The sequence below is a fragment of the Parachitinimonas caeni genome (assembly GCF_030129945.1).
GTDB classification, from domain to species: domain Bacteria; phylum Pseudomonadota; class Gammaproteobacteria; order Burkholderiales; family Chitinimonadaceae; genus Parachitinimonas; species Parachitinimonas caeni.
Window position 1 is genome coordinate 45,289 of sequence record NZ_JARRAF010000013.1, and the last position, 20,567, is coordinate 65,855.

At 54.2% G+C, this 20,567-nt stretch carries 20 protein-coding genes; 9 read left to right on the plus strand and 11 right to left on the minus strand.

Annotation, left to right across the window (positions count from 1 at the left end):
- The first annotated feature begins 5 nt into the window (after window positions 1–5).
- Window positions 6–3,302, plus strand: coding sequence for a pilus assembly protein (locus tag PZA18_RS12535; protein WP_284101186.1), 3,297 nt, complete (start codon window positions 6–8; stop codon window positions 3,300–3,302).
- Window positions 3,303–3,382: 80 nt separating this feature from the next.
- On the opposite strand, the gene PZA18_RS12540 is transcribed toward PZA18_RS12535, so the two are convergent.
- From PZA18_RS12540 to PZA18_RS12575, 8 genes are all read right to left on the minus strand, one after another.
- Window positions 3,383–3,787 carry a type III secretion system chaperone gene (locus PZA18_RS12540; RefSeq protein ID WP_284101187.1) on the minus strand — a complete coding sequence of 135 codons (405 nt, stop codon included), beginning with the start codon at window positions 3,785–3,787 and terminating at the stop codon, window positions 3,383–3,385.
- A gap of 188 nt (window positions 3,788–3,975) precedes the next feature.
- Window positions 3,976–4,782, minus strand: a complete 807-nt coding sequence (locus tag PZA18_RS12545) for a hypothetical protein (protein WP_284101188.1) — start codon at window positions 4,780–4,782, stop codon at window positions 3,976–3,978.
- 9 nt (window positions 4,783–4,791) lie between these two features.
- Window positions 4,792–5,256: a type III secretion system chaperone gene (locus tag PZA18_RS12550; RefSeq protein WP_284101189.1), complete on the minus strand. Its 465-nt coding sequence runs from the start codon at window positions 5,254–5,256 to the stop codon at window positions 4,792–4,794.
- Between the two features lie 349 nt (window positions 5,257–5,605).
- Window positions 5,606–6,319 carry a TIGR01621 family pseudouridine synthase gene (locus tag PZA18_RS12555; RefSeq protein WP_284101190.1) on the minus strand — a complete coding sequence of 238 codons (714 nt, stop codon included), beginning with the start codon at window positions 6,317–6,319 and terminating at the stop codon, window positions 5,606–5,608.
- Window positions 6,320–6,541, minus strand: a complete 222-nt coding sequence (locus tag PZA18_RS12560) for an RNA-binding S4 domain-containing protein (RefSeq protein WP_284101191.1) — start codon at window positions 6,539–6,541, stop codon at window positions 6,320–6,322.
- Window positions 6,542–6,605: 64 nt separating this feature from the next.
- Window positions 6,606–7,208, minus strand: coding sequence for a YigZ family protein (locus PZA18_RS12565; protein ID WP_284101192.1), 603 nt, complete (start codon window positions 7,206–7,208; stop codon window positions 6,606–6,608).
- An 82-nt stretch (window positions 7,209–7,290) separates the two neighbouring features.
- Window positions 7,291–8,031, minus strand: coding sequence for a hypothetical protein (locus PZA18_RS12570; RefSeq protein WP_284101193.1), 741 nt, complete (start codon window positions 8,029–8,031; stop codon window positions 7,291–7,293).
- Between the two features lie 56 nt (window positions 8,032–8,087).
- Window positions 8,088–9,020: a sugar ABC transporter substrate-binding protein gene (locus tag PZA18_RS12575; RefSeq protein WP_284101194.1), complete on the minus strand. Its 933-nt coding sequence runs from the start codon at window positions 9,018–9,020 to the stop codon at window positions 8,088–8,090.
- Window positions 9,021–9,250: 230 nt separating this feature from the next.
- On the opposite strand from PZA18_RS12575, the gene PZA18_RS12580 reads away from it, so the two are divergent.
- On the plus strand, window positions 9,251–10,129 hold the full coding sequence (locus tag PZA18_RS12580; protein ID WP_284101195.1) for a matrixin family metalloprotease: 879 nt from the start codon (window positions 9,251–9,253) through the stop codon (window positions 10,127–10,129).
- Between the two features lie 118 nt (window positions 10,130–10,247).
- Here PZA18_RS12580 and PZA18_RS12585 read toward each other — a convergent pair whose 3' ends face one another.
- From PZA18_RS12585 to phoB, 3 genes are all read right to left on the minus strand, one after another.
- Window positions 10,248–13,103 (minus strand): valine--tRNA ligase, encoded by a 2,856-nt coding sequence (locus PZA18_RS12585; RefSeq protein WP_284101196.1) that lies wholly within the window; start codon window positions 13,101–13,103, stop codon window positions 10,248–10,250.
- Between the two features lie 110 nt (window positions 13,104–13,213).
- The gene (gene phoR / locus PZA18_RS12590; protein ID WP_284101197.1) at window positions 13,214–14,542 is read right to left on the minus strand and encodes a phosphate regulon sensor histidine kinase PhoR; all 1,329 of its coding nucleotides are present in this window, start codon (window positions 14,540–14,542) and stop codon (window positions 13,214–13,216) included.
- A gap of 61 nt (window positions 14,543–14,603) precedes the next feature.
- Window positions 14,604–15,293, minus strand: coding sequence for a phosphate regulon transcriptional regulator PhoB (gene phoB / locus PZA18_RS12595; RefSeq protein ID WP_284101198.1), 690 nt, complete (start codon window positions 15,291–15,293; stop codon window positions 14,604–14,606).
- Between the two features lie 227 nt (window positions 15,294–15,520).
- Between phoB and PZA18_RS12600 the strand changes: the two genes are divergently transcribed.
- From PZA18_RS12600 to ubiB, 7 genes are all read left to right on the plus strand, one after another.
- Complete coding sequence (locus PZA18_RS12600) at window positions 15,521–15,898, plus strand: DUF971 domain-containing protein (RefSeq protein WP_284101199.1); 378 nt, start codon at window positions 15,521–15,523, stop codon at window positions 15,896–15,898.
- 18 nt (window positions 15,899–15,916) lie between these two features.
- Window positions 15,917–16,654: a bifunctional demethylmenaquinone methyltransferase/2-methoxy-6-polyprenyl-1,4-benzoquinol methylase UbiE gene (ubiE, locus tag PZA18_RS12605; protein WP_284101200.1), complete on the plus strand. Its 738-nt coding sequence runs from the start codon at window positions 15,917–15,919 to the stop codon at window positions 16,652–16,654.
- A gap of 65 nt (window positions 16,655–16,719) precedes the next feature.
- Window positions 16,720–17,097, plus strand: coding sequence for a LiaF transmembrane domain-containing protein (locus PZA18_RS12610; protein WP_284101201.1), 378 nt, complete (start codon window positions 16,720–16,722; stop codon window positions 17,095–17,097).
- 7 nt (window positions 17,098–17,104) lie between these two features.
- Window positions 17,105–17,749: a LysE family translocator gene (locus PZA18_RS12615; RefSeq protein ID WP_284101202.1), complete on the plus strand. Its 645-nt coding sequence runs from the start codon at window positions 17,105–17,107 to the stop codon at window positions 17,747–17,749.
- Between the two features lie 80 nt (window positions 17,750–17,829).
- Window positions 17,830–18,438 (plus strand): ubiquinone biosynthesis accessory factor UbiJ, encoded by a 609-nt coding sequence (locus PZA18_RS12620; protein ID WP_284101203.1) that lies wholly within the window; start codon window positions 17,830–17,832, stop codon window positions 18,436–18,438.
- Entirely contained in the window at window positions 18,416–18,931 is a 516-nt protein-coding gene (locus tag PZA18_RS12625; protein ID WP_284101204.1) for a hypothetical protein, read from the plus strand. Before PZA18_RS12620 ends, PZA18_RS12625 begins: the two co-directional genes overlap by 23 nt.
- Before the next feature lie 117 nt (window positions 18,932–19,048).
- Window positions 19,049–20,560: a ubiquinone biosynthesis regulatory protein kinase UbiB gene (gene ubiB, locus PZA18_RS12630; RefSeq protein ID WP_284101205.1), complete on the plus strand. Its 1,512-nt coding sequence runs from the start codon at window positions 19,049–19,051 to the stop codon at window positions 20,558–20,560.
- Window positions 20,561–20,567 lie beyond the last annotated feature (7 nt).

Sequence of the window (20,567 nt, forward strand, 5' to 3'; positions counted from 1 at the left end):
GAATTATGAAAAAGCAAGCTTTTCAATTCAGTCAAATTGGATTGGCGATACTTTGCGCATTCCCCATGTACTCTGTACATGCAGATGATAGTGTTTTGGCAAACCAGCCATTGGTTGGTATCTCTACTACCAAGGTAAAGCCAAATGTGCTGATGATTCTGGATAGCTCAGGTAGTATGAATTGGGGAAGTGCGGTGGGCGCACCAGATGCCACGAGGGAGTATCCATCTCACCAAGACGTACGCTATTTCTCGTCAAGCTATAACAAACTTTATTATGACCCCTCGATCACTTATGTTCCGCCTAGAATGGCAGATGGTAAAAGTTACCCTGATGCTAATATCAAGGCAGTAATGAATAATTTTTATTTAGGGGATAGGGCAAGCTTTGATATGTCAGAGCAAATGCAATGCTCTGGCCAAATCTTACCTTATACAGAAGAACGAGCCATACCTTATTTGTGGTGTGGTGGTCGAGGTCCATTTATATATAAGAGAGCTTTTTATTACAAGTTTAAGTTTGAAAATGAATTGAAGGCTAATCCAAAATCAGTTTCTAATGCTCAGCTGATGGATGTAAGTAATTATACTTTAGTTAATTTACAACAGACTGAGTTGCAAAATTTCGCTAATTGGGCGCAATACTATAGAACGCGAATGTTAGCGATGAAGTCCTCTGCTAGCCGCGCATTTGCCGAGTTAGACGATAGCTATCGGGTTGGGTTTATGACTATTCATGCCCATAATGCTGGTTGGAATTCAAACCACTACTTAAAAATTGACGACTTTACTCAGTCTCAGCGTAACACTTGGTTCAGTACATTATTTTCTGTTCCGCCCAATGGTGGAACTCCACTGATTCCCGCTTTATCTAATGCGGGGAGAATATTTTCGGGGAAATTGCAGCATGATCCGATGCAGTATTATTGCCAGCGTAATTTTGCAATTCTAACTACTGATGGATATTGGAATGATGGGTTGAGCCAGTCTTTAGCGGGCGGTCAAGTTGGTGATGCTGATGGTAATGGCGATCTTGGTACATTAGGTGGTGGGTCGGTAAACGGAACGCTGTCGGACGTTGCGGCCTATTATTTTAAAACTGATATTCGTGATGCTGCATATAGTAATGAGAATGCAAATGGCGAATACGTGGCAGGTAAGAAGGGCAGTGTAGCTAGCGATGCCGCGAATAAGCAATTCGTTCGTACTTATACCATGGGTATTGGTGTACAACCTGTTGAGTTGAATGGTCAACCGCTAAAAGTTATAGGTAATGAGCAGACCACGGTTAATGATTTGATTAATGCAGGGAAAAATGGTGGTGGAGATTATTTTTCTGCAGCCAACCCTGAGCAGATGGTAAGTGGCCTTTTGGAAGTTCTTGCTGCAACTAGCAAGGATAAAGGGGGGGGGTCTGCAATTGGTTTGACGAACATTAAAAGCTCGGATAAAGATGACTTGGCTTTCCATGCCACTAATGTTCAAGGTGATTGGTATGGTGAGCTGCGAGCTTATAAGCCGTCAGCAATTGGAGAGCCTAATACGGTGGTGTGGTCAGCTAACACCGAATTGAGCAAGTTGGGTGCTACCGCCAGAAACATAATGGCTATCCACAATAACAAGCTTGTGCCATTTAATAATACTTTTCCTGCAAAAGCGAATATTGTTATTGATTGCACAACCCGAAAGGTGAGCCAATGCGCTACCCTTAAAGACACGAGACTGGCAGCATTGAAGAGTGCTGACAATCTTATTAACTATTTACGGGGTGATCAGTCACTTGGCATGACAAAAGAGACGGGTAGTTTCCGCTTACGGCCGACTGAAAATGGCGAGGTGAAACTACTTGGTGATATTGATAAGTCTTCACCAGTTTATGATGATGTGAATAAAGTCGTTTATGTTGGTGCCAACGATGGGATGATCCATGCATTTGCAGCAAAAAATGCCGATGCGGCGGGTAAGCCAATGACACCTGGTTCCGAGCTGTGGGCAATCGTCCCAAGTGCGGTGCAAAGCAACCTTTATCTGCTAGCGGATTCAGACTATGGTAATCGCCACCGTTATTATGTAAATGGCAATTTGTCGATTCATAAGGTTTCACTGGGTGGAAAAGTAGAAAGTATTTTGATGGGGGGATTGGGAAAAGGTGGGAAGTCCATTTTTGCCATCAATGTAACTGATGCGAAGAATCCTGTTTTGTTATGGGAATTTACTGAAACAGATATGAAGTACACTTTTGGGACTCCGCGCATTACCAAAATCCGCACGGAGACGCCTGATAAATGGGTTGTCTTGATGCCTAGTGGCTATGATGAAACCGACAGCGCTGGTTACCTTTATGTGATCGATTTGGAGACCGGTAAGCAGCTGGCGAAAATTAAAGCCGGCACTAAAGGTGGGTTGTCTGATGTCAATTATGTAGTCAGGGATTACAAGAAGGACAATACAGCGGAAGTAGCATACGCCGGCGATTTGGATGGCAAAGTTTGGCGCTTTGATTTTGCTTCTGCCAAGGTAGACTTGGCGGGAGTCAAGGCTGAAGTGTTAGCTGATCTGAAGACCGCGCAGGGTACGAATCCAATAACAGCTGCGCCTGAAATTTTCGGACTTGATGCTACTAATTTTGCTGTTATTGTTGGCTCCGGTAGATATTTAGGGTTAAACGATATTAAAGATTTAACGCAGCATGGGATCTATTTTATTAAGGATAACCTTGGTCGTTGGGGAGGGACATCCAAACCCGCAGCCGTTACACCTACAGATCTGGTGCAGCGTACTCTGATTGCTAAGCCTGGCGAGGATGATGCTCGAATAGTTGCTGGTGCAGATGGCAAAGATCCAACGCCGTTTGATTGGGGGAAGAGTGCTGGCTGGTATGTAACGCTGCCCGATCGTAGTTCCGGCTCTGAGCGGGTGACATCCAATATTGAAATCGCTGGTGATATGGTTGTTGTTGGTTCTTCAGTTCCAGGCCAGAAGTCTGCGTGTGAGCCTGGAGGTTATGGCTGGATGAATTTCCTCAATATTCGTAAGGCTACAAGTGTGATTCTTACAAGTAGCAAGACATCCACACCAACAGCGAGCAAGAAGACTGATTCGCCTGTGATGGGGGTAAAGCTACACATACCGGAAGATAAAGATAAGGACGTGGATCCAAATAAACCTCCAAAGAAGCCATCTTGTAATGAAGTAACTGCTACTTCTACAACAGCAAAGGGAGGTATCAACAGCAACAAAGGTTGTTTACCCGTAGCCTTCGTTGGCCGTCGAGTCGCATGGCGTGAGGTAGTCGGGGAGTAATTGAGTCTGTTCGAGTAGTGCGTAAAACAAAGAGGCCGGCATTTTGCTGGCCTCTTTGTTTTTTGGGAGTCTGGCTTGGTTTAGTTCAGTGTGCGCCGGGTTTGGTCGTGGGCGCTGACCCAAGTTTGGTGGGCTTTGGAAAAGCGGGTGATTTCGTAGGCCAATTGCTCTCCGCTGATATTGCTCAGGGCGAGGTTGCGGAAGAGGACAACCCGACCGGTCAGCCGGCTTGCCGAGAAGCAGGCATCGCCATGTTGAAAGCCGAGTGAAAAGGCGGTATCCAGCAATTTGTCGAAGCGGCTGGTTTCGCCGAGAAAGCAGACAAATGATGACAGATAAAGGCGATCGCCACTGAGCGGGCGCTCAATCGCCAGAACGCCCCCATCTGGCAGGCGCAGCTTGTAGTTGCGTACGTCGGTTTTGATTTCGCCGGCTCTAATCTTCAGAAAGCGGCAGGCGTCGTTTAGTGTTTTTAGAAAGTCCATGGCGGGCCCTCCTGCAAGTCGTACCGATATTTGTATTGATATGCAGATCGGCTAGGTGTTGCTCATGCCGTCTGTTTCCATAGGCACGAAAGATAAATTCAAATTTTGTAGGAAAAGTGGAAGTGCGCAGTTATCTGATGTGAACTTTCACGCTTTGGCGGCAATTTCACAAGTCTGGCTTTCCGAAGTCAGCTATTGATGGGTTGCAACACCATATGCGTGTTGTTTTTTTCGCTGGCGGCAATTACGCCATGTGGGCCGTGCTGTATGGGGATGCTGGCGCTTGAATTGCTGAATGAGACGCCGAGCAGATTCGATAATTTGTCGCGGTTGGGCTGCTGCTGGCTGCTAGCGTCTGGCGACTCCATCTGGAAAAAGCTGTGGCCTTCGCTGTTGGTGCCAACTAATAAATGGCCCAGTCCTCCTGGCAGATCCATTCCGTATTGCTTTCCAGCGTCTTGATAATGGGCTGACGTCCTTTCGTGCATGGCGTCGCCTCCTGCTCGCCTAAGTTCAGACGCCAGGGCTCCGTGATCGTTCACAACAAAATGTGCCCCGTGCAGCAATGCGCTATGGCTTTGGGCAGCGCTGAGGGTCAGCGATTCGCCGCTACGACTCTTGCTGCATTGGGCGAATGCATCTTCCAGGCAGTTCAGGACTTGGGTTGCGGTGCTTGAGGGCGAATGAATACGAACACTCTCAAAGAGGGCGTGCAGTTGGTCGGCCTTGTCGTTGATGGCGATGGAGAAGTCGGCAGCATTCTGGTTGGGGCTGCCGGTCAGCTGAACATCCTGCAGCATGGAATCGGTGTTTAATTCTGACGGCGAGGGGAGTTGTAATTGCTTGCCGATACTTTGGAGTCGATCTTGCTGTAGCTGATTCGAGGGGCTGCCGTGGCTTGCAATCAGGTCACCTTGGAATGCCTGGGGGGCAAGGGCGGTGGTATCTGACTGAATCGTGGAAAACGACGTCGGTCCAAGGTTGGAGATCGTCATGGCCGTTTCCTAGGCAAAGCTGATTGCAGTGGGGACGGTGCGGGCGTTGCCTGCTGTGTTGGCCAAGCTCATCAGGCGGCCGCTGTCATAAGCATCTTTCCATACTTTATGCACTGCGGTGAAGCGCTTGATTGCGCTGGCCAGGCGAATGCCGTCAAGTCCATCCAGATCAAGATGACGGTACAGGATGATCTTGCCGTTGGTGCGGCTGGCAGTGAATGAGGCCCCATCAGTCAGCAGTCCGAATGCTTGGGCTTCCAGCAGCAGCTCGTACAGGGCCAGCAGATCTTGCCCGCCCGGCATGAAGCAAACCAGTGACGAAAGGCACAGGGCGTCTACGCCATCGAGCTTTTCAACTGTCAAAAGGCTGCCATCGCGTAGCTGCAGCTTGTACTCGATGATGCCATCCGACAAGGCGTTGGCGGTAATACCGAGCTGGGCGCAGGCATCCTTGAGCAGGTGGTGGAAACTCATTCAGGGCTCCTCTCTCAAATTCGAACTTGGCTCAGCTGACATTTGAACTGCAAATATTGTTAGCAATTTGGTAACGGGAACATGGGGAATGGTTCCTCCGGCCGAGCATTTACCCTAAAAATCTGTCCGCAATCTTACTATTGTGCCTGTTTGTTGGGGTTTTCCCTAGGCTCTGTTGACGTTTTGTTTTCGGTCACGCTGTGTCGAATTCTGGAGCAGGTCTTGGCAGAGTGAGCGCAATTTAGCGTGCCAAATAAGTGAGCCCTAACAACACCATGCTCCAAATCCGACGAAGTGTGATCCGAAAACAAAACTTCAACCGTGCTTGGTTTGAGTGTGCAACTATTTTTCAGCGCCTTGGCCAGGGTAACTGGTCTGGCGGGCCAATTTGTGCAAGAACATTCCTTACTTCGTAAGTGCAGAAATATTCACCGGACTCGGGAGGGTGGCTGAAGGTGAAAGACTCTCCTGCCAAGTTGAATTTCAAGGTCCAGGCATGCAGGTAGCAGCGGTCGGCAGCACTGCCGCCATATTGGTTGTCGCCAATAATCGGTGCGCCGAGGCTTTTCAGTGCAACGCGAATCTGATGGGTGCGGCCAGTACGGGGGCGCACCAGCATCAGGCGCCGACCGTCACCGAGGCCATAGCTGAAGAATTGGGTGATAGCAGGATTGGTGCGATCGGGTAATAACTTCCAGCAGCCATTGCGGGCTGCTGCCATGTCACCAATGATCCAGCCCTGTTTTTTCTTGGGCGGACGAGCTACCAGAGCCAAGTAGTATTTTTCAATCTGGTGCTCTGCAAATGCCTGGCTTAGCTGGCTGGCTGTTTCGGCATCACGGGCCAATAGGATCAAGCCAGATGTGGGCTTGTCCAGGCGATGAACGGCATGGAGTGGCTCACCCAATTGCGCTCGCAGCAAGTCGAACAAGCCTTGTTCCTCGCCCTCCCGATGAAAATTTACCCGCTCGGCTTTGCTGATGACAAAGAAGCGAGGATGCGTATGGATCAGTTGGAAAGGCAGGCCAGACGTGGCGGTGAGTTCGGTCTGGGAAGATGTCATTTATGGGGCTGCTACCACGATGATGTCCACGTTTGCAAAGCGGACACGCTGGCCAACACGGATCTTGGCGGTCTTGCGCAGTTCAATCTGGCCATCGACTTCGACCTGCCCGTCGGCAATCAGTTGTTTGGCGATGCCGCCGCTGTGGGCAAGATCACAGACCTTGAGGAGATCGTTGAGTGCAATATGCTCGCCCTTGAGAGGAAAATGGATACTTTTCATTGTGCCAATACAGGATGGAAATCAAGCCGACAGTATAAACCGGCGGGCGATACCACCCTTGAGACTATTGCGCGTCATCAGATAAAAACCGGCTTTGGCCTTGGCATAAGTTCGATATGTCGGCTCGGGCGGCGCTGGCCTGCGCTTCAGGCAGGCTCAGGACGAGGGTGACAGCTTCGGCGCACTCGGCTGCCAGAATGCTGACCTGCTGTTTTTCACACCAGTGGCGTACCCGGTTTTCCATCGCGTAGGGGATGGTCAGATGTAGCTCGGTCTTCTTGATTACCGGCTGCAGATCGGCGTTCTCCAGTGCCAGTGAAACGGCTTGCCCGTAGGCGCGAACCAGGCCACCCGAGCCGAGTTTGACACCGCCAAACCAGCGCACTACGACGGCCAGCACATTGCATAAACTGCGATGTTGCAGCACCGCCAGCATCGGCCGTCCTGCAGTGCCTGACGGCTCTCCATCGTCATTTGCACCGGAGTCAGGTCCTGCCAGAAGTGCCCAGCAATGATGATTGGCGTCGGGGTACTGCTGTCTGAGGCTGCTGAGTTTCTCCATGGCTTCAGCGCGATGGTTAACTGGAATCACCAGCCCCAGAAAGCGGCTTTTTTTAATTTCGATCTCGGCTTGAACGGTGGCGGATAGCGTAAACAATTGGGACATAAAAAGAAGGCTGGTTATGGCGTGTGATCATCAAATCACGCCGCAGAGGTGAAAGCGGAATACCGCGATGCTGTGCTGTGATTCAGCGGGAGAGGCCTGGTACCCAATCCCGGCGAACTTGGCTATACAGCGCGATCAGGCGGTAGCGCTCCCAGACTGGTGCTGTCAGCGGGGCGTACAGCCCATCCTGCAAGGCTCCCCGCAGGCGGTTCAGTACTTCGGGAGGGGTTTCACGATTGCAGGCGAGCCATAATTCCAGCGGCGGTAATGAGTAGATGGCGTTGATTGGTACGGCCTCTTCCTGGCTACGTAACTGAAGGCCGTTGTCGGCAATCAGTACATCAAAGCGTTTGGCCAGCAGCATGGCCATAGCCTGTTTCGGGTCGTGGATCGTGTAGTAGTTTACCTTGGCACTTTCCAGTTGGCGCCGGATTTCAGGAATATCGTAGGTTCCTACTTTGTAGGCTGCGAGGTCAGCCAGAGCCTTCAACTTGATGACTTTGTTGTTGCGGGCGTAAGCCAGCATATATAAAGGCGACACTCTAGCTAGATAGAACAGCACCTCGGCTCGCTCGGCACTGTAGCTGGCAGGGAAAAGGCAACTGGAAGGTTGCTTTTCAACGACTGCTGCGGCGCGCATGACGGGTAGTGTCAGCAGTCGGATTTCCAGACCTGCATTGTGGGTGATGGCTGTCAGGGCATCGGCAAATGGCCCGGTGATATGTGCGCCATTGGCCAGGATGAAAGGGGGATTCGCCTCTACATAAATATCCAGCTTGCTGGCCAATACCACCGGCCCCCAGCCTGCAAGCAGTGCAATCAAGGCCAGCCGCATCCTGCCGGGCAAAGACATTCTGAAAAGGGGTGCGAAGCCCGGAATCATTTGGTCACTAACACTACCGGGGTTTGAACAATCGGTGGCAAGACTCGTTGTGGTGTTTTTTCTTCCAAAGTCTTTAAGGCAAGCTCAATGCCAAATACGGCTTGTCGTCCGCCGTACTGGTCTGCTGTGGCCAACATGCGACCGTCTGCGAGCATGGGTTTGACTGCTGCGATATTGTCATAGCCCACAATTTTCACCTTGCCGGTTTTGCCTGCGGCGCCGACTGCTGTGACGGCCCCCAGTGCCATCGAGTCATTTCCACACAAAAAAGCTTTGAGATTCGGGTAATCCTTGAGGAAGTTTGCGGCAACGTCCTGTGCAAGGGCTTGCTCCCACTTGCCAGACTTTATCCCGACAATCTTGGCACCGACGGCCTCCATGGCTTCGCGAAAGCCAGCCGTACGTGCCTGAGCATTCACGGTACCAGACAAGCCTTCAATAATGGCAACTTCATCGCCGACACTCAGCTGTTTACCCAGGAATTCGCCGACCTGCCTTGCTCCAAGGCGATTACTGGGGCCAACAAATGGGATGTTCAAGCCCTTTTTGGACATTTCGAGATCATCCAGCTTGTTGTCGATGTTCACGACCACAATGCCGCCTTCAATGGCCTTTTTCAGCACGGGTACCAGTTCTTTGGAGTCTGCAGGGGCGATTACGATGGCTTGGGTTTTGGCGCTAATGGCCTGCTCTACCAGTTTGATCTGCTTTTCGACATCGGTTTCGTTATCGATGCCGGTCGCGGTGAGCTCGTATTTGTCTGGATTGCTGCGCTGATGCGTCCTGGCGCCGGCTTCCATCGTGCGGAAGAATTCATTGGCCATGGATTTCATCACCAGCGTGACGCGAACTTTGCTGGCCGCTTCGGCGGGTAGCAAGCATGTCATGGCATACATACAAAACAATAAGACAGCTTGGGTTCGAAACATGGGAGGCTCCCATCCAGTCAAGCGAAGGCAAGGTCGGGTTGTTGTGCGTCCGTATTCAGCACGGCATTCATGGTGACTCCGGGCGTCTTTTCAGTCTAGCAGTTTGGCCGTGGATAACGAGGTAAGGCGTGCGGCGGAATCTTCTCGAATGCCGCCTACACTGAATGAAATGGTTCTATGTGCAGTAGGAGTCTGTGCCCGCGCAGGGGCAGGCTTCTGAGGAGAATGGCATGTTCCGCTTCGTCTGTTCCGTCCTGATGGGGACATGGTCGAGCTTGGTATTGGCTGAATCTGATTTCCAGGCCAACGGGCCAAACCAGTTCAGTTATGTGATCGACAGCAACAAACCCCGGTGGCAAAGCAACACGATTGCCTGGTATTACAACGACACCCAGCAGCCCGCAGGTTTCACGACGGCGGAAGTCGTTGAGCTGATCAAGAATGCCGGACGAAAGTGGGAAGGGGTCTGCAATGTACGATTCAGCTATATGGGGGTTTCCAAGGTCAAACCCGATCTCGATGCAACTTACCTGACCACCGACAGCCTTTCGGTGATTGGCTGGGATACCTTGACGGGAAGTCGAGCCGGACTCGGCGGGTTTTCCGGGTATCGCTATATCTTTGCAAGCAATGGTGCGGCAGTCATGCAGGATGCGGACGTAGTGATCAATCTGCAAGGCGATGTGGCACCGGGCAATGCGCGGGATCTGGAAGCCCTGATCACGCACGAGATGGGGCATATGCTGAGCCTTGACCATTCCGATAAGCAGGCGTCCGTCATGTTTGCCTCGCCCTATAACAACTATGCCTTCATGCAGACATTACGGGCCGACGACGCTGCCGCGTGTGCGGCGATCTACGGCTCGCCTGCATCTGCAACGGCAGATAGGGTGTTTAACTGGGCAGAACAGCGCTATGGCAAGCTCTTTGCGCCAACAGGCACGACCTCAGTGGAAGGATTTGGTTATCACTATCGCTACTACGCAACGACCCGCAGCTACCTCGGTAGCAAGGAGGGGCAGCTGTTTTATTTGTCGACTGACGGAGTCTTGTCGGCGCTGGGAGACTTGCAACGCTATTTGCAGCAGGCGGAAGCGGAAGGATTCTAGGATCTGTTGAGGGCGCCATCCCCGACCTTCAGGGAAGGCCGCCAACCAGAGTGAAAAAAAACGGCGCCAAAGATTGGCGCCGTTTACTTCGGGGCTAGCTTTGATCAAGTCGTCCCGATCAAGCCAGCTTGGCCAATTGCTGCTTGAGCTTCGCTACGGTGTCATTGAAGCCTTCCAGCCGCTTGCGTTCCTGCTCGACAACGGCGGCCGGTGCTTTATCAACAAAGGCTGGGTTCGTCAGTTTGACATTGGCCTTGGCGATTTCCGCTTCAAGACGGGTGATTTCCTTGGTCAGGCGTGCGGTTTCAGCTTCCTTGTTGACTTCAACATGCAGCATCAGACGCAAATCCCCTACGACGGCAATGGGGGCATCCTGTGCCGGCAAGGTGGGTAGCAGCTGCACTTCCGAGAGCTTGGCCAGGGGCTTCAGATAGGCGGCCAACACCGCTTGGGCTTCGCTGGCACCTTCCAGATACAGCGGCACCCGCTCCGCTGGCGACAGGTTCATCTCACCGCGCAGGTTACGTGCTGCACCAACCAGCTCTTTGCAGACGGCCATTTGCTCGCTGGCCTCGGTGTTGATTGTGACGAGATCGGCCTGAGGGAAAGTCGCCTGCATGATGGAGTCCGTTGTTTTGCAACCGGCCAGCGGTGCAACGCTCTGCCAAAGTTCTTCGGTAATAAATGGGATGATTGGGTGTGCCAGGCGTAACGCGGCTTCGAGTACCCGGGCCAGAGTGCGCCGGGTTCCGCGTTGTGCCTGCTCGTCGCCGGCCTGCAGCTGGACTTTCGCCATTTCGACGTACCAGTCACAGTATTCATTCCAGACAAATTCATAAATTGCCTGAGCAGCCAGATCAAAGCGGTAGGTGTCCAACCCCTGTGCCACATCGGCAATAGCCTGTTGCAAGCGGCCAATGATCCACTTGTCGGCAAACGACAGTGTGACGGGTGCGGCGTCGTCAGTACCGCAGTCCTGGCCTTCCAGGTTCATCAGCACGAAACGGGTGGCGTTCCACAGCTTGTTACAGAAATTGCGATAGCCCTCGGCGCGCTTGAAGTCGAAGTTCACATTGCGGCCCAGCGTGGCATAGCTTGCCATGGTGAAGCGCAGTGCGTCGGTGCCATAGGCAGGCATGCCCTCGGGGAATAGCTTTTCGGTCAACTTGGCAATCTGCGGACCTTTTTCCGGACGGCGCAGGCCGGTTGTGCGCTTCTGGATCAGCTCAGGCAGGGCGATACCGTCGATCAAATCGACAGGGTCGAGCACATTGCCTTCCGACTTCGACATTTTCTTGCCTTCGTGATCGCGCACGATGCCGTGAATGTAAACGTCCTTGAACGGCACCCGGCCCATGAAGTGGGTGGTCATCATGATCATCCGGGCGACCCAGAAGAAGATGATTTCATAACCCGTGACCAGCACGCTGGATGGCAGGAAGGCATTGAGCGCGGGATTGGCAGCATCCTTGGTGGCATCGCCCGTCCAGCCGAGTGTGCTGAAGGGCACCAGTGCCGAGCTGAACCAGGTGTCGAGCACATCATCATCGCGTGTCAGGGCGACATTCTTTTCACCAGCATGGAAAGCCTCTGCCTTGGCTTGGGCTTCGGCTTCGGTGCGGGCAACGAACACATTGCCGTGATGGTCGTACCAGGCCGGGATCTGATGGCCCCACCACAGCTGACGGCTGATACACCAGTCCTGAATGTTGTTCATCCACTGGTTGTAAGTATTCACCCAGTTTTCCGGGTAGAACTTGACGGCACCCGAGGCGACGGCTTCGATCGACTTTTCGGCAATGCTTTTACCGGTGGGGTCGCCTTCACCTACGCGGGTCATGGCCATAAACCACTGGTCGGTCAGCATGGGCTCCAGTACCACGCCAGTCCGATCGCCGCGCGGCACCATCAGCTTGTGCGGTTTGACCGATTCGAGGAAGCCCTGGGCTTCGAGGTCGGCCACAATAGCCTTACGGGCCACGTAGCGGTCTTTGCCTGCATAGGCGGCTGGCAGGGTGATGCTGCCATCGACACTGCCGTCGTAGCCGAATACCTGTGCCTCGGCCAGGATGCCAGCCTGCAACGACATGACGTTGACCAGCAGCAGACCATGCCGCTTGCCAACCTGATAGTCGTTCGGGTCGTGGGCGGGCGTGACTTTGACCACGCCAGTGCCGAATGCCTTGTCAACATAGCCGTCGGCAATGACCGGAATTTCGCGATCGCACAAAGGCAGGCGGACCTTCTTGCCAATCAGCGCGGCGTAGCGCTCGTCGTCGGGATGGACCATGACGGCGACGTCGCCCAGCATGGTTTCCGGGCGAGTGGTTGCAACCGTGACATGACCGGAGCCGTCTACCAGCGGATACTGGATATGCCACAAATGGCCGTCTTCCTCGGTGTTTTCCACCTCAAGGTCGGAAATCGATGTTCCCAATACTGGGTCCCAGTTCACCAGACGCTTGCCACGGTAAATCAGGCCCTGTTCAAACAAGCGGACGAAAATGTCGCTGACAATTTCCGAGCGCACGCTATCCATCGTGAAGTATTCACGCTGCCAATCCACCGAGCAGCCCATCCGGCGCATCTGGCTGGTGATGGTGCCGCCGGACTTTTCCTTCCACTCCCATACCTTGCTGATGAACGCATCGCGACCGAGATCGTGACGGCTGATCTTTTGCTCGGCCAGTTGGCGTTCGACCACAATCTGGGTTGCGATACCGGCATGGTCAGTACCTGGTACCCACAGGGTATTGAACCCTTTCATGCGGTAATAGCGCGTCAACCCGTCCATGATGGTCTGGTTGAAGGCGTGGCCCATGTGCAAGGTGCCGGTGATATTGGGGGGGGGCAGCTGGATACTGAACGAGGGTGCGGCAGCATCCATGCTGGGGCGGAAGTAACCGGCATTGTCCCAATGCTGATACCAGCGGGATTCAATGGCGGCGGGGTCGAAGCTCTTGGCTAGTTCCATGATGGCTAGGGGAAAAGGAAAAATCGGTGGGTACAGTGCTGAGCACTGCGAAACCACCGATTATATGTGAATAATCCCCGAATTCCGTGCGCGATAGCGCAGCGATCCGGCTATTTGTGTGCGTCTACCAGACTGGTAGCGAGTCGGTTAGCCGGTATCTGTATGGAAAAGCGACTACCTTTGCCGGGTTCGCTCTGGATATCGAGCTTGGCCTGATGGCGTTGCACGATATGTTTGACAATGGCCAGGCCGAGCCCTGTGCCGCCGGTGGCGCGAGAGCGGCCCCGATCAATCCGGTAAAAGCGCTCGGTCAGGCGAGGAATATGGATGGGATCGATACCGATGCCAGTGTCCTCGACCGAGAAGCTGCCTTGTGCGGTTGTGGCATCGTATTTCCAGCTGACGCGGATTTCGCCGCCATCCGGCGTATAGCGCACGGCGTTGGACACCAGATTGCCAAAGGCACTGTGCAATTCATCGTAGCTGCCGTACATCGGCGGGGAGTCGTCAATGCTCAGTGTGATCTGGTGCCTGCCCTGGCTTAGCCCTCTCGCTTCAGAAGCGACCAGTTTGACCAGCTCTGCCACTTCGAAGCGCTCATCCCGAATATCCACGCCGTTTTCCAGCCGTGACAGGGTCAGCAGGTCTTCAACCAGCCGTTGCATACGCATCGCCTGCTCATGCATCAGGCGCAGTTGCTGTGACCGCAGTTGCGGGTCGATATCGGGAATGTCTATCAGGGTTTCAATGAAGCCGCCAACCACGGTCAGCGGGGTGCGCAGTTCGTGTGAGACGTTGGCCACGAAATCGCGATGGATGGTTTGTACCCGTTCGATCTGCGTGATGTCGCGAGACAGCAGAAGCTTGCGGGTCGAGTCGAAGGGCACCAGCTGTACCGACAACACCACCTCATTGCCTCGCAGATTGCGCAGGATCATCGGCTGGCCAAAGTCTTGGGCGCTCAGATATGCATTGAAGGCGGGCTGCCTGACCAGATAGGAAATCTGCTGGCCCAGATCCTGTCGCCGATCCAGGCCCAGATGCAGCATGGCTTTGGGGTTGCACCATTCGATCCGGTTCTGCTCATCCAGAACTACCACGCCTTCCGGCATGGCTTCGCCTGCCAGCACGAAGCGATCAAGCGCAGCCGACAGCATGCGCTGACTTTTGTGCTGGGCCCGCACCAGACGATAGAGGCGGTTATAAACAATATCCCAGGCACCAAAGCTCTCTGGCACCGTGTCCTGCTGCGGGTCGGTCAGCCAGTTGCCCAGCCGCACCAGATTGCGGGTGTGAATGGCCAGAACCAGCAGGGTGATGATCAGCATCACCCAGAGCGCGGTAACTGGCCCCGCAAAGAGATAAACGATGCCTGCCATCAAAGCGCCAGCCAGCAGGGCGCTCGCGGTACGCCACCAATACACCAGCGAGCGCATCATGGCTGCCCTCGCGGCTTTGAACCTTCATGACCTTGCAAACCAACCTCCTGTCGGCATCAGCCTATACGTGCGCTGATAACCGATAGCCCGTGCCGCGCACGGTCTGAATCAACTCGTTATGGCCTGTGGGCTCCAGAGCGGAACGCAGGCGGCGGATGTGAACATCCACTGTCCGCTCTTCAACAAACACATGGTCACCCCAGACATGGTCGAGCAACTGTGCCCGCGAATGAACGCGCTCCGGGTGGGTCATGAAGAAATGCAGCAGGCGGAATTCAGTCGGCCCCAGCTCGACAGGCGAGCCGTTGCCCGAAACTCGGTGGGTGGCAGGGTCGAGTTTCAGGCCTTTGACTTCAACGGTGTCGTCGGTCATCTGCGGGGCACGCCGGCGCAGGACTGCCTTGATGCGTGCCTGCAGCTCCCTCGGACTGAAGGGCTTGGTGATGTAGTCATCCGCACCACTTTCCAGTCCGTGGATCTTGTCGTGCTCGTCGGAGCGGGCGGTCAGCATGATGACAGGGACGGTGCGGGTACGCTCGTCGGAACGCAGCTTGCGGGCAAACTCGACGCCCGACATGCCGGGCAGCATCCAGTCGAGCAATACCAAGTCAGGCAGGGCATTGCGGACCATGTTCATCCCGATTTCGGCGGAGTCGGCCCTCAGGACATGGTGACCTGCCTGTTGCAGATTGAACGCAATCAACTCCTGAATTGCCGGCTCATCTTCCACCAGCAGAATATTGGCAGCCATGGGTGCAAAACCTCATTTGTGTCGGCGGGAACTTTGCAAGCTTAAGTAGCGCGCATGACGTTAATATTACAAGTATCGATGCGGGTCGTTGCGGCCGCACACATTGGGCCAGTCGGATGCCCTGTTTGGCCCATATCTTGAGGCGATGACAGAGGGCTCTGTTGGGAAAACTGGCAGGGCGCACGGTATCATCGCAGTCTGCCCACATTTTTAGTTTCTCAAGATCTATGTCTGGCCTGACGCCTAACACCCCCAATCCAACCGAAATTACCCTGCACAGTGAATCACGCCTGCTTGACATCGCTTTCGATGACGGCAGCCATTTCAGCCTACCATGCGAATACCTGCGCGTTTTCAGTCCATCAGCCGAAGTTCGTGGTCATTCGCCCGATCAGGCTGTGCTGCAGGTAGGGAAGCGCGATGTAGGCATCCGCGCTATTGAGCAGGTTGGGCACTATGCGGTCAAACTGATTTTCAGCGATGGCCACGATAGCGGCCTCTATAGCTGGGATTATCTGTATGAACTGGGGAAGAACCAATCAGCACTCTGGCAGAGCTACCTCGACCAATTGGCCGCTGCTGGCGCTTCGCGTGACCCTTCCTGATTTACTGGAGCATTTGAAATGAGCGAACCTACAACCCATTTCGGCTTTGAGACAGTCGAAGAGTCGCAAAAGGCACAGAAAGTCGCCGAAGTCTTTCATTCGGTGGCGCGCAAATACGATGTGATGAATGACCTGATGTCGGGTGGTCTGCATCGGCTCTGGAAAATTTTTACCATTGAACAAAGTGGCGTGCGGTCGGGTCACAAGGTACTGGATATCGCAGGAGGAACCGGCGATCTGTCATCCGCCTTTGCCAAGCGCGTGGGCAAGACCGGTGAAGTCTGGCTGACCGACATCAACAGCTCGATGCTGGGCGTGGGGCGTGATCGCCTGCTGGATAGGGGCTTTACCGTGCCAGTAGCCCAATGCGACGCCGAAAAACTGCCGTTTCCCAGCGATTACTTTGATTGCGTTACCGTGGCGTTCGGCCTTCGTAACATGACCCACAAAGATGTCGCGCTGAGCGAGATGTACCGGGTTCTTAAGCCGGGTGGGCGCCTGCTGGTGCTGGAGTTTTCCAAAGTCTGGAAACCGCTGGCCCCGGTTTATGATGCTTACAGCTTTAAACTGCTGCCGCAGATGGGCAAGTTGGTAACCAATGACGCGGATAGCTATCGCTATCTGGCCGAATCGATCCGTATGCATCCAGGCCAGGAAGAGCTGAAGCAGATGATGAGCAATGTAGGGTTTTGCAAAGTTGATTACTTCAACCTGACGGCCGGCGTGGTGGCGCTGCACAAGGGATTCAAGTTCTGACATCACTTTCTCGAAGAACCTGAATACACGGTGCGACAGCGTGCTGGCATTGAATGGAGCTGCGCATGAGCGAAATGTCCGAGACACCTCAAATAAAGGAAGGTCGTATGTCCCGCTTGCTGGCCGGTCTGGCCATTGTTCTGGTTGGCGCCTTGTTTCTGGCGCGCAACCTAGGCGTCGATCTCTCGTTTATCTGGTTCGATCACTGGTGGGCGACTTTCCTGCTGATTCCCACTGTCTTGCAACTGCATCGTGCCTGGGTACGCTTTCAGGCCAATGGCGGGTACTTTACCGGTGAGGTGACCAGTGCGCTGGTGGGCGGCATCGCCTGCGGCATGGTGGCAACCTTGTTCCTGTTGGGGTTGAGTTTCGGCCGCTGGTGGCCCTTGTTTGTGATCCTGGCGGGGCTGGCGGTGATGCTGCCAACGCATCGCACCCGCTGAGGCCCAGATGCTCGCGGGTATCGACAACCTGGGCACTTTTGTCGCGGCCGGCCTTGTGCTGAATCTGTTGCCAGGGCCGGATAACTTCTACATCGTCGGGCGAGGATTGGCCCAAGGGCGCAAGGCAGCAGTGTTGTCAGCAGTCGGCATCGCACTAGGGTCTCTATCGCATACGGTATTGGCTGCCCTGGGTTTATCCGCCGTGCTGGCGCAGTCAGCACTGGCATTTACGATCGTGAAATGGGTCGGCGCACTTTATCTGGTCTGGTTGGGTTGGGGCTTGTTACGCCAGACCGCGGCGCAGCCAGACTTCAGTGTTGATCCGGCTGTCAGTGGCCGGCGCATTCTGTGGCAGGGCTGGTTGACCAATCTCCTCAATCCGAAAGTCGCGCTGTTTTTCCTGGCGTTCCTGCCACAGTTCATTGATGCCAAAGTGGCTAACGGCCCACTCCCTTTCCTGCTACTGGGAACCCTCTTTACGGTAAACGGCTTGATATGGTGTCTGATGCTGGCGTTTTTCTCGGCTGAGATGGGGCGCTATTTGCGGCGCAGTCAGACCTTGGCCCGCTGGCTCAACCGTCTGACGGGGTGGATGTTTATCGGACTTGCCGTGAATCTGCTGCGGACTAATCTGAAGCACAGTGCAGGTTGAATGTCTGTATGCGAAATACGATCGCCCGTTGAAAGATCGGAACCGGATGTGCTTGTGTTGGAGCCAAATAGGAGAATTTGATGTTCCGTATAGCGCCATTGCGGCATCTGCTTGCGCAGAATGCGCACCTTAGGGCGGATCTTGCTCGTCATGCCGGCAAGACAGCTTGCATCGTCGTCCTGCCGTTTCGCGTGTCATTCAAAATTGAGGCGGACGGCCAGATTTCTGATAACGCCAGCGCAAGCCCTGACGCTACCCTGACAATTTCGCCATTTCTGCTGCCTCGCTTGGCATTGAAAGATCCGACGGCACGTCAGGCAATTGGCTTTGCGGGCGATTTGCCATTTGCGACTGAGCTGGGGCAAGTGATCGCCAGCCTGGAGTGGGATGCGGAGCAAGATCTGTCTCGGGTCGTCGGTGATGTTGCCGCACATCGGCTTGCGCAGACTGCGCGCGATGCCGTGGGCGATCCGGGGCGGTTGGTCCGAAATCTGGCAGACAGCGCTTCAGAGTACTGGAGTGAGGAAGCTCGTCTACTGGTAAGACGGCCGACCGCCGAGCAGCTGTTCGGCGGTATCGAATCTTTGCGAGATGATGTTGCCCGACTGGAAAAGCGCCTTGAGGCGCTGGAGTCACCGGAGAAGACATTAGAGAAGAATTTGGACCATGCTGATCAACACGCTGGATGAACTGGAAGCCGTCAGAGAGCAGTGCCGCCGGTTTGTAACCTCGCGTGCTGCGATTTCCGCTGGCGCGGCAGCGGTACCGCTACCGGGCCTCGATATCGGGACCGATGCGGCAATACTGGTTGCCATGATTCCTGAAATCAACCGTCGATTCGGCTTGAGCCACGAACAGCTCGATACGATGGACCCACAGGCCAAGCGTGTGATTCTGATTGCAGTGACCAGCATCGGCAGCGAGTTGATCGGGCGGTTCATCACCCGTGAGATCATTCTGAAAGTGCTCACCAAAATGGGGCTGACTGTGAGTTCACGCATGGTGACGCGCTTCGTACCGGTACTCGGATCGGTGCTTTCTGCTAGCGTCAGTTTTGCGGCAATGAAGGCGTTGGGCAATGCTCATGTCGAGGATTGTTACCGTGTCGCCAGACAGGCGCTGGAATCCCGCCTGGCACTTGAAGATCTGACGGTGATAGAAGGCATTTCCAGTCGCGAGTAAACACCAACTATTCCTCAACGCCCTGTCTCTTCCGAATCCGGCGGTCAAGGTAGGCGGGCTTCCCCTCACGGCCTCGGGTACACTTGCCGCGGTCTGTTTCCTAGTTCTGAGTGCCTCATGTTTGTGCTTCGTTTGTTACGCATTCTCTACACCATTATCCGATATGGACTTGACGAGTTTTTATTAGGTCACGAGCGGATTCGCGGGCTTGAAAAGCTGGTCAAGACGGTGTTGTTCTGGCGTAACCTGCACCAGCCCAGAGCAGTCAGATTGCGGCTGGCACTGGAGTCTCTTGGCCCCATTTTCGTGAAGTTCGGTCAGGTTTTGTCTACCCGGCGTGATTTGATGCCACCCGATCTGGCTGATGAGCTGGCGAAGCTGCAGGACCGTGTGCCGCCCTTTGAATCTAGCGTGGCCGAAGCAGTGATTGAGGCCAATCTTGGGCGCAAGCCAACCGAGCTGTTTTCGCGTTTTGATCCGATCCCCGTGGCCTCAGCATCGGTGGCGCAGGTGCATTACGCCGAGTTTGCCGATGGGCGGTCGGTTGCCGTCAAGGTGCTGCGGCCGGGCATAGGGATCATCATTGAGCATGATCTGAGCTTGTTGCGGGTCATGGCTTGGCTGGTGGAAAAAATCTTCGCCGATGGTAAGCGCCTCAAGCCTCGCGAGGTTGTTTCCGAATTTTCCCGCTATCTGCACGATGAGCTCGATTTGCAACGTGAGGCAGCCAATGCCAGTCAGCTGCGGCGTAATTTCCAAGGGTCCGATATGCTGCTGGTGCCTGAAGTATTCTGGGACTACACCAGTCGCGAGGTGCTGGTTCTGCAGTGGATGCAGGGCATTCCCATTTCCCGGATTGCTGAATTGCAGGCGGCAGGAATTGATTTGCGCAAGCTAAGCCGCTTCGGCGTGGAGATTTTTTTCACCCAGGTGTTTCGTGATGGCTTTTTCCATGCAGACATGCACCCCGGCAATATTTTCGTAGCACCTGATAATCGCTATATCGCGCTCGATTTTGGCATTGTGGGCAGCCTGTCGGATTACGACAAACGTTATCTGGCCATCAATTTTCTGGCGTTTTTCCAAAGAGATTACAAGCGGGTCGCGACGGCACACATCGAGTCGGGGTGGGTGCCGGAAGGGACCAATGTCGAGGCATTGGAAGCGGCGGTACGGACTGTGTGCGAGCCGATTTTTGATCGGCCCCTAGCTGAGATTTCGTTCGGGCAGGTTTTGCTGCGCCTCTTCGAGACATCACGTCGCTTCAATGTCGAAATTCAACCACAGCTCGTATTGTTGCAGAAGACGTTGCTGAATATTGAAGGCTTGGGGCGTCAGCTTGATCCGCACCTTGACCTCTGGCAAACCGCCAAGCCTTTTCTTGAGAGGTGGATGAATGAGCAGATCGGTTGGCGTGGACTGATCCGTCAGATCAAGCACGAAGCGCCTACGTGGGCAGAGACCCTGCCCCAACTACCTAGAGCATTGGTGCAGCTGGCGAATCAGCAGCATCAGCAACAGCTACTCAAGACGACCACACTATTGCTGGAGGAACAACAAAGACGTAATCGTTGGTTGGCGATTCTGGCCGGTTTGTTGGCAGCTTTGCTGATTACGCATTGGATATAACGAAGCT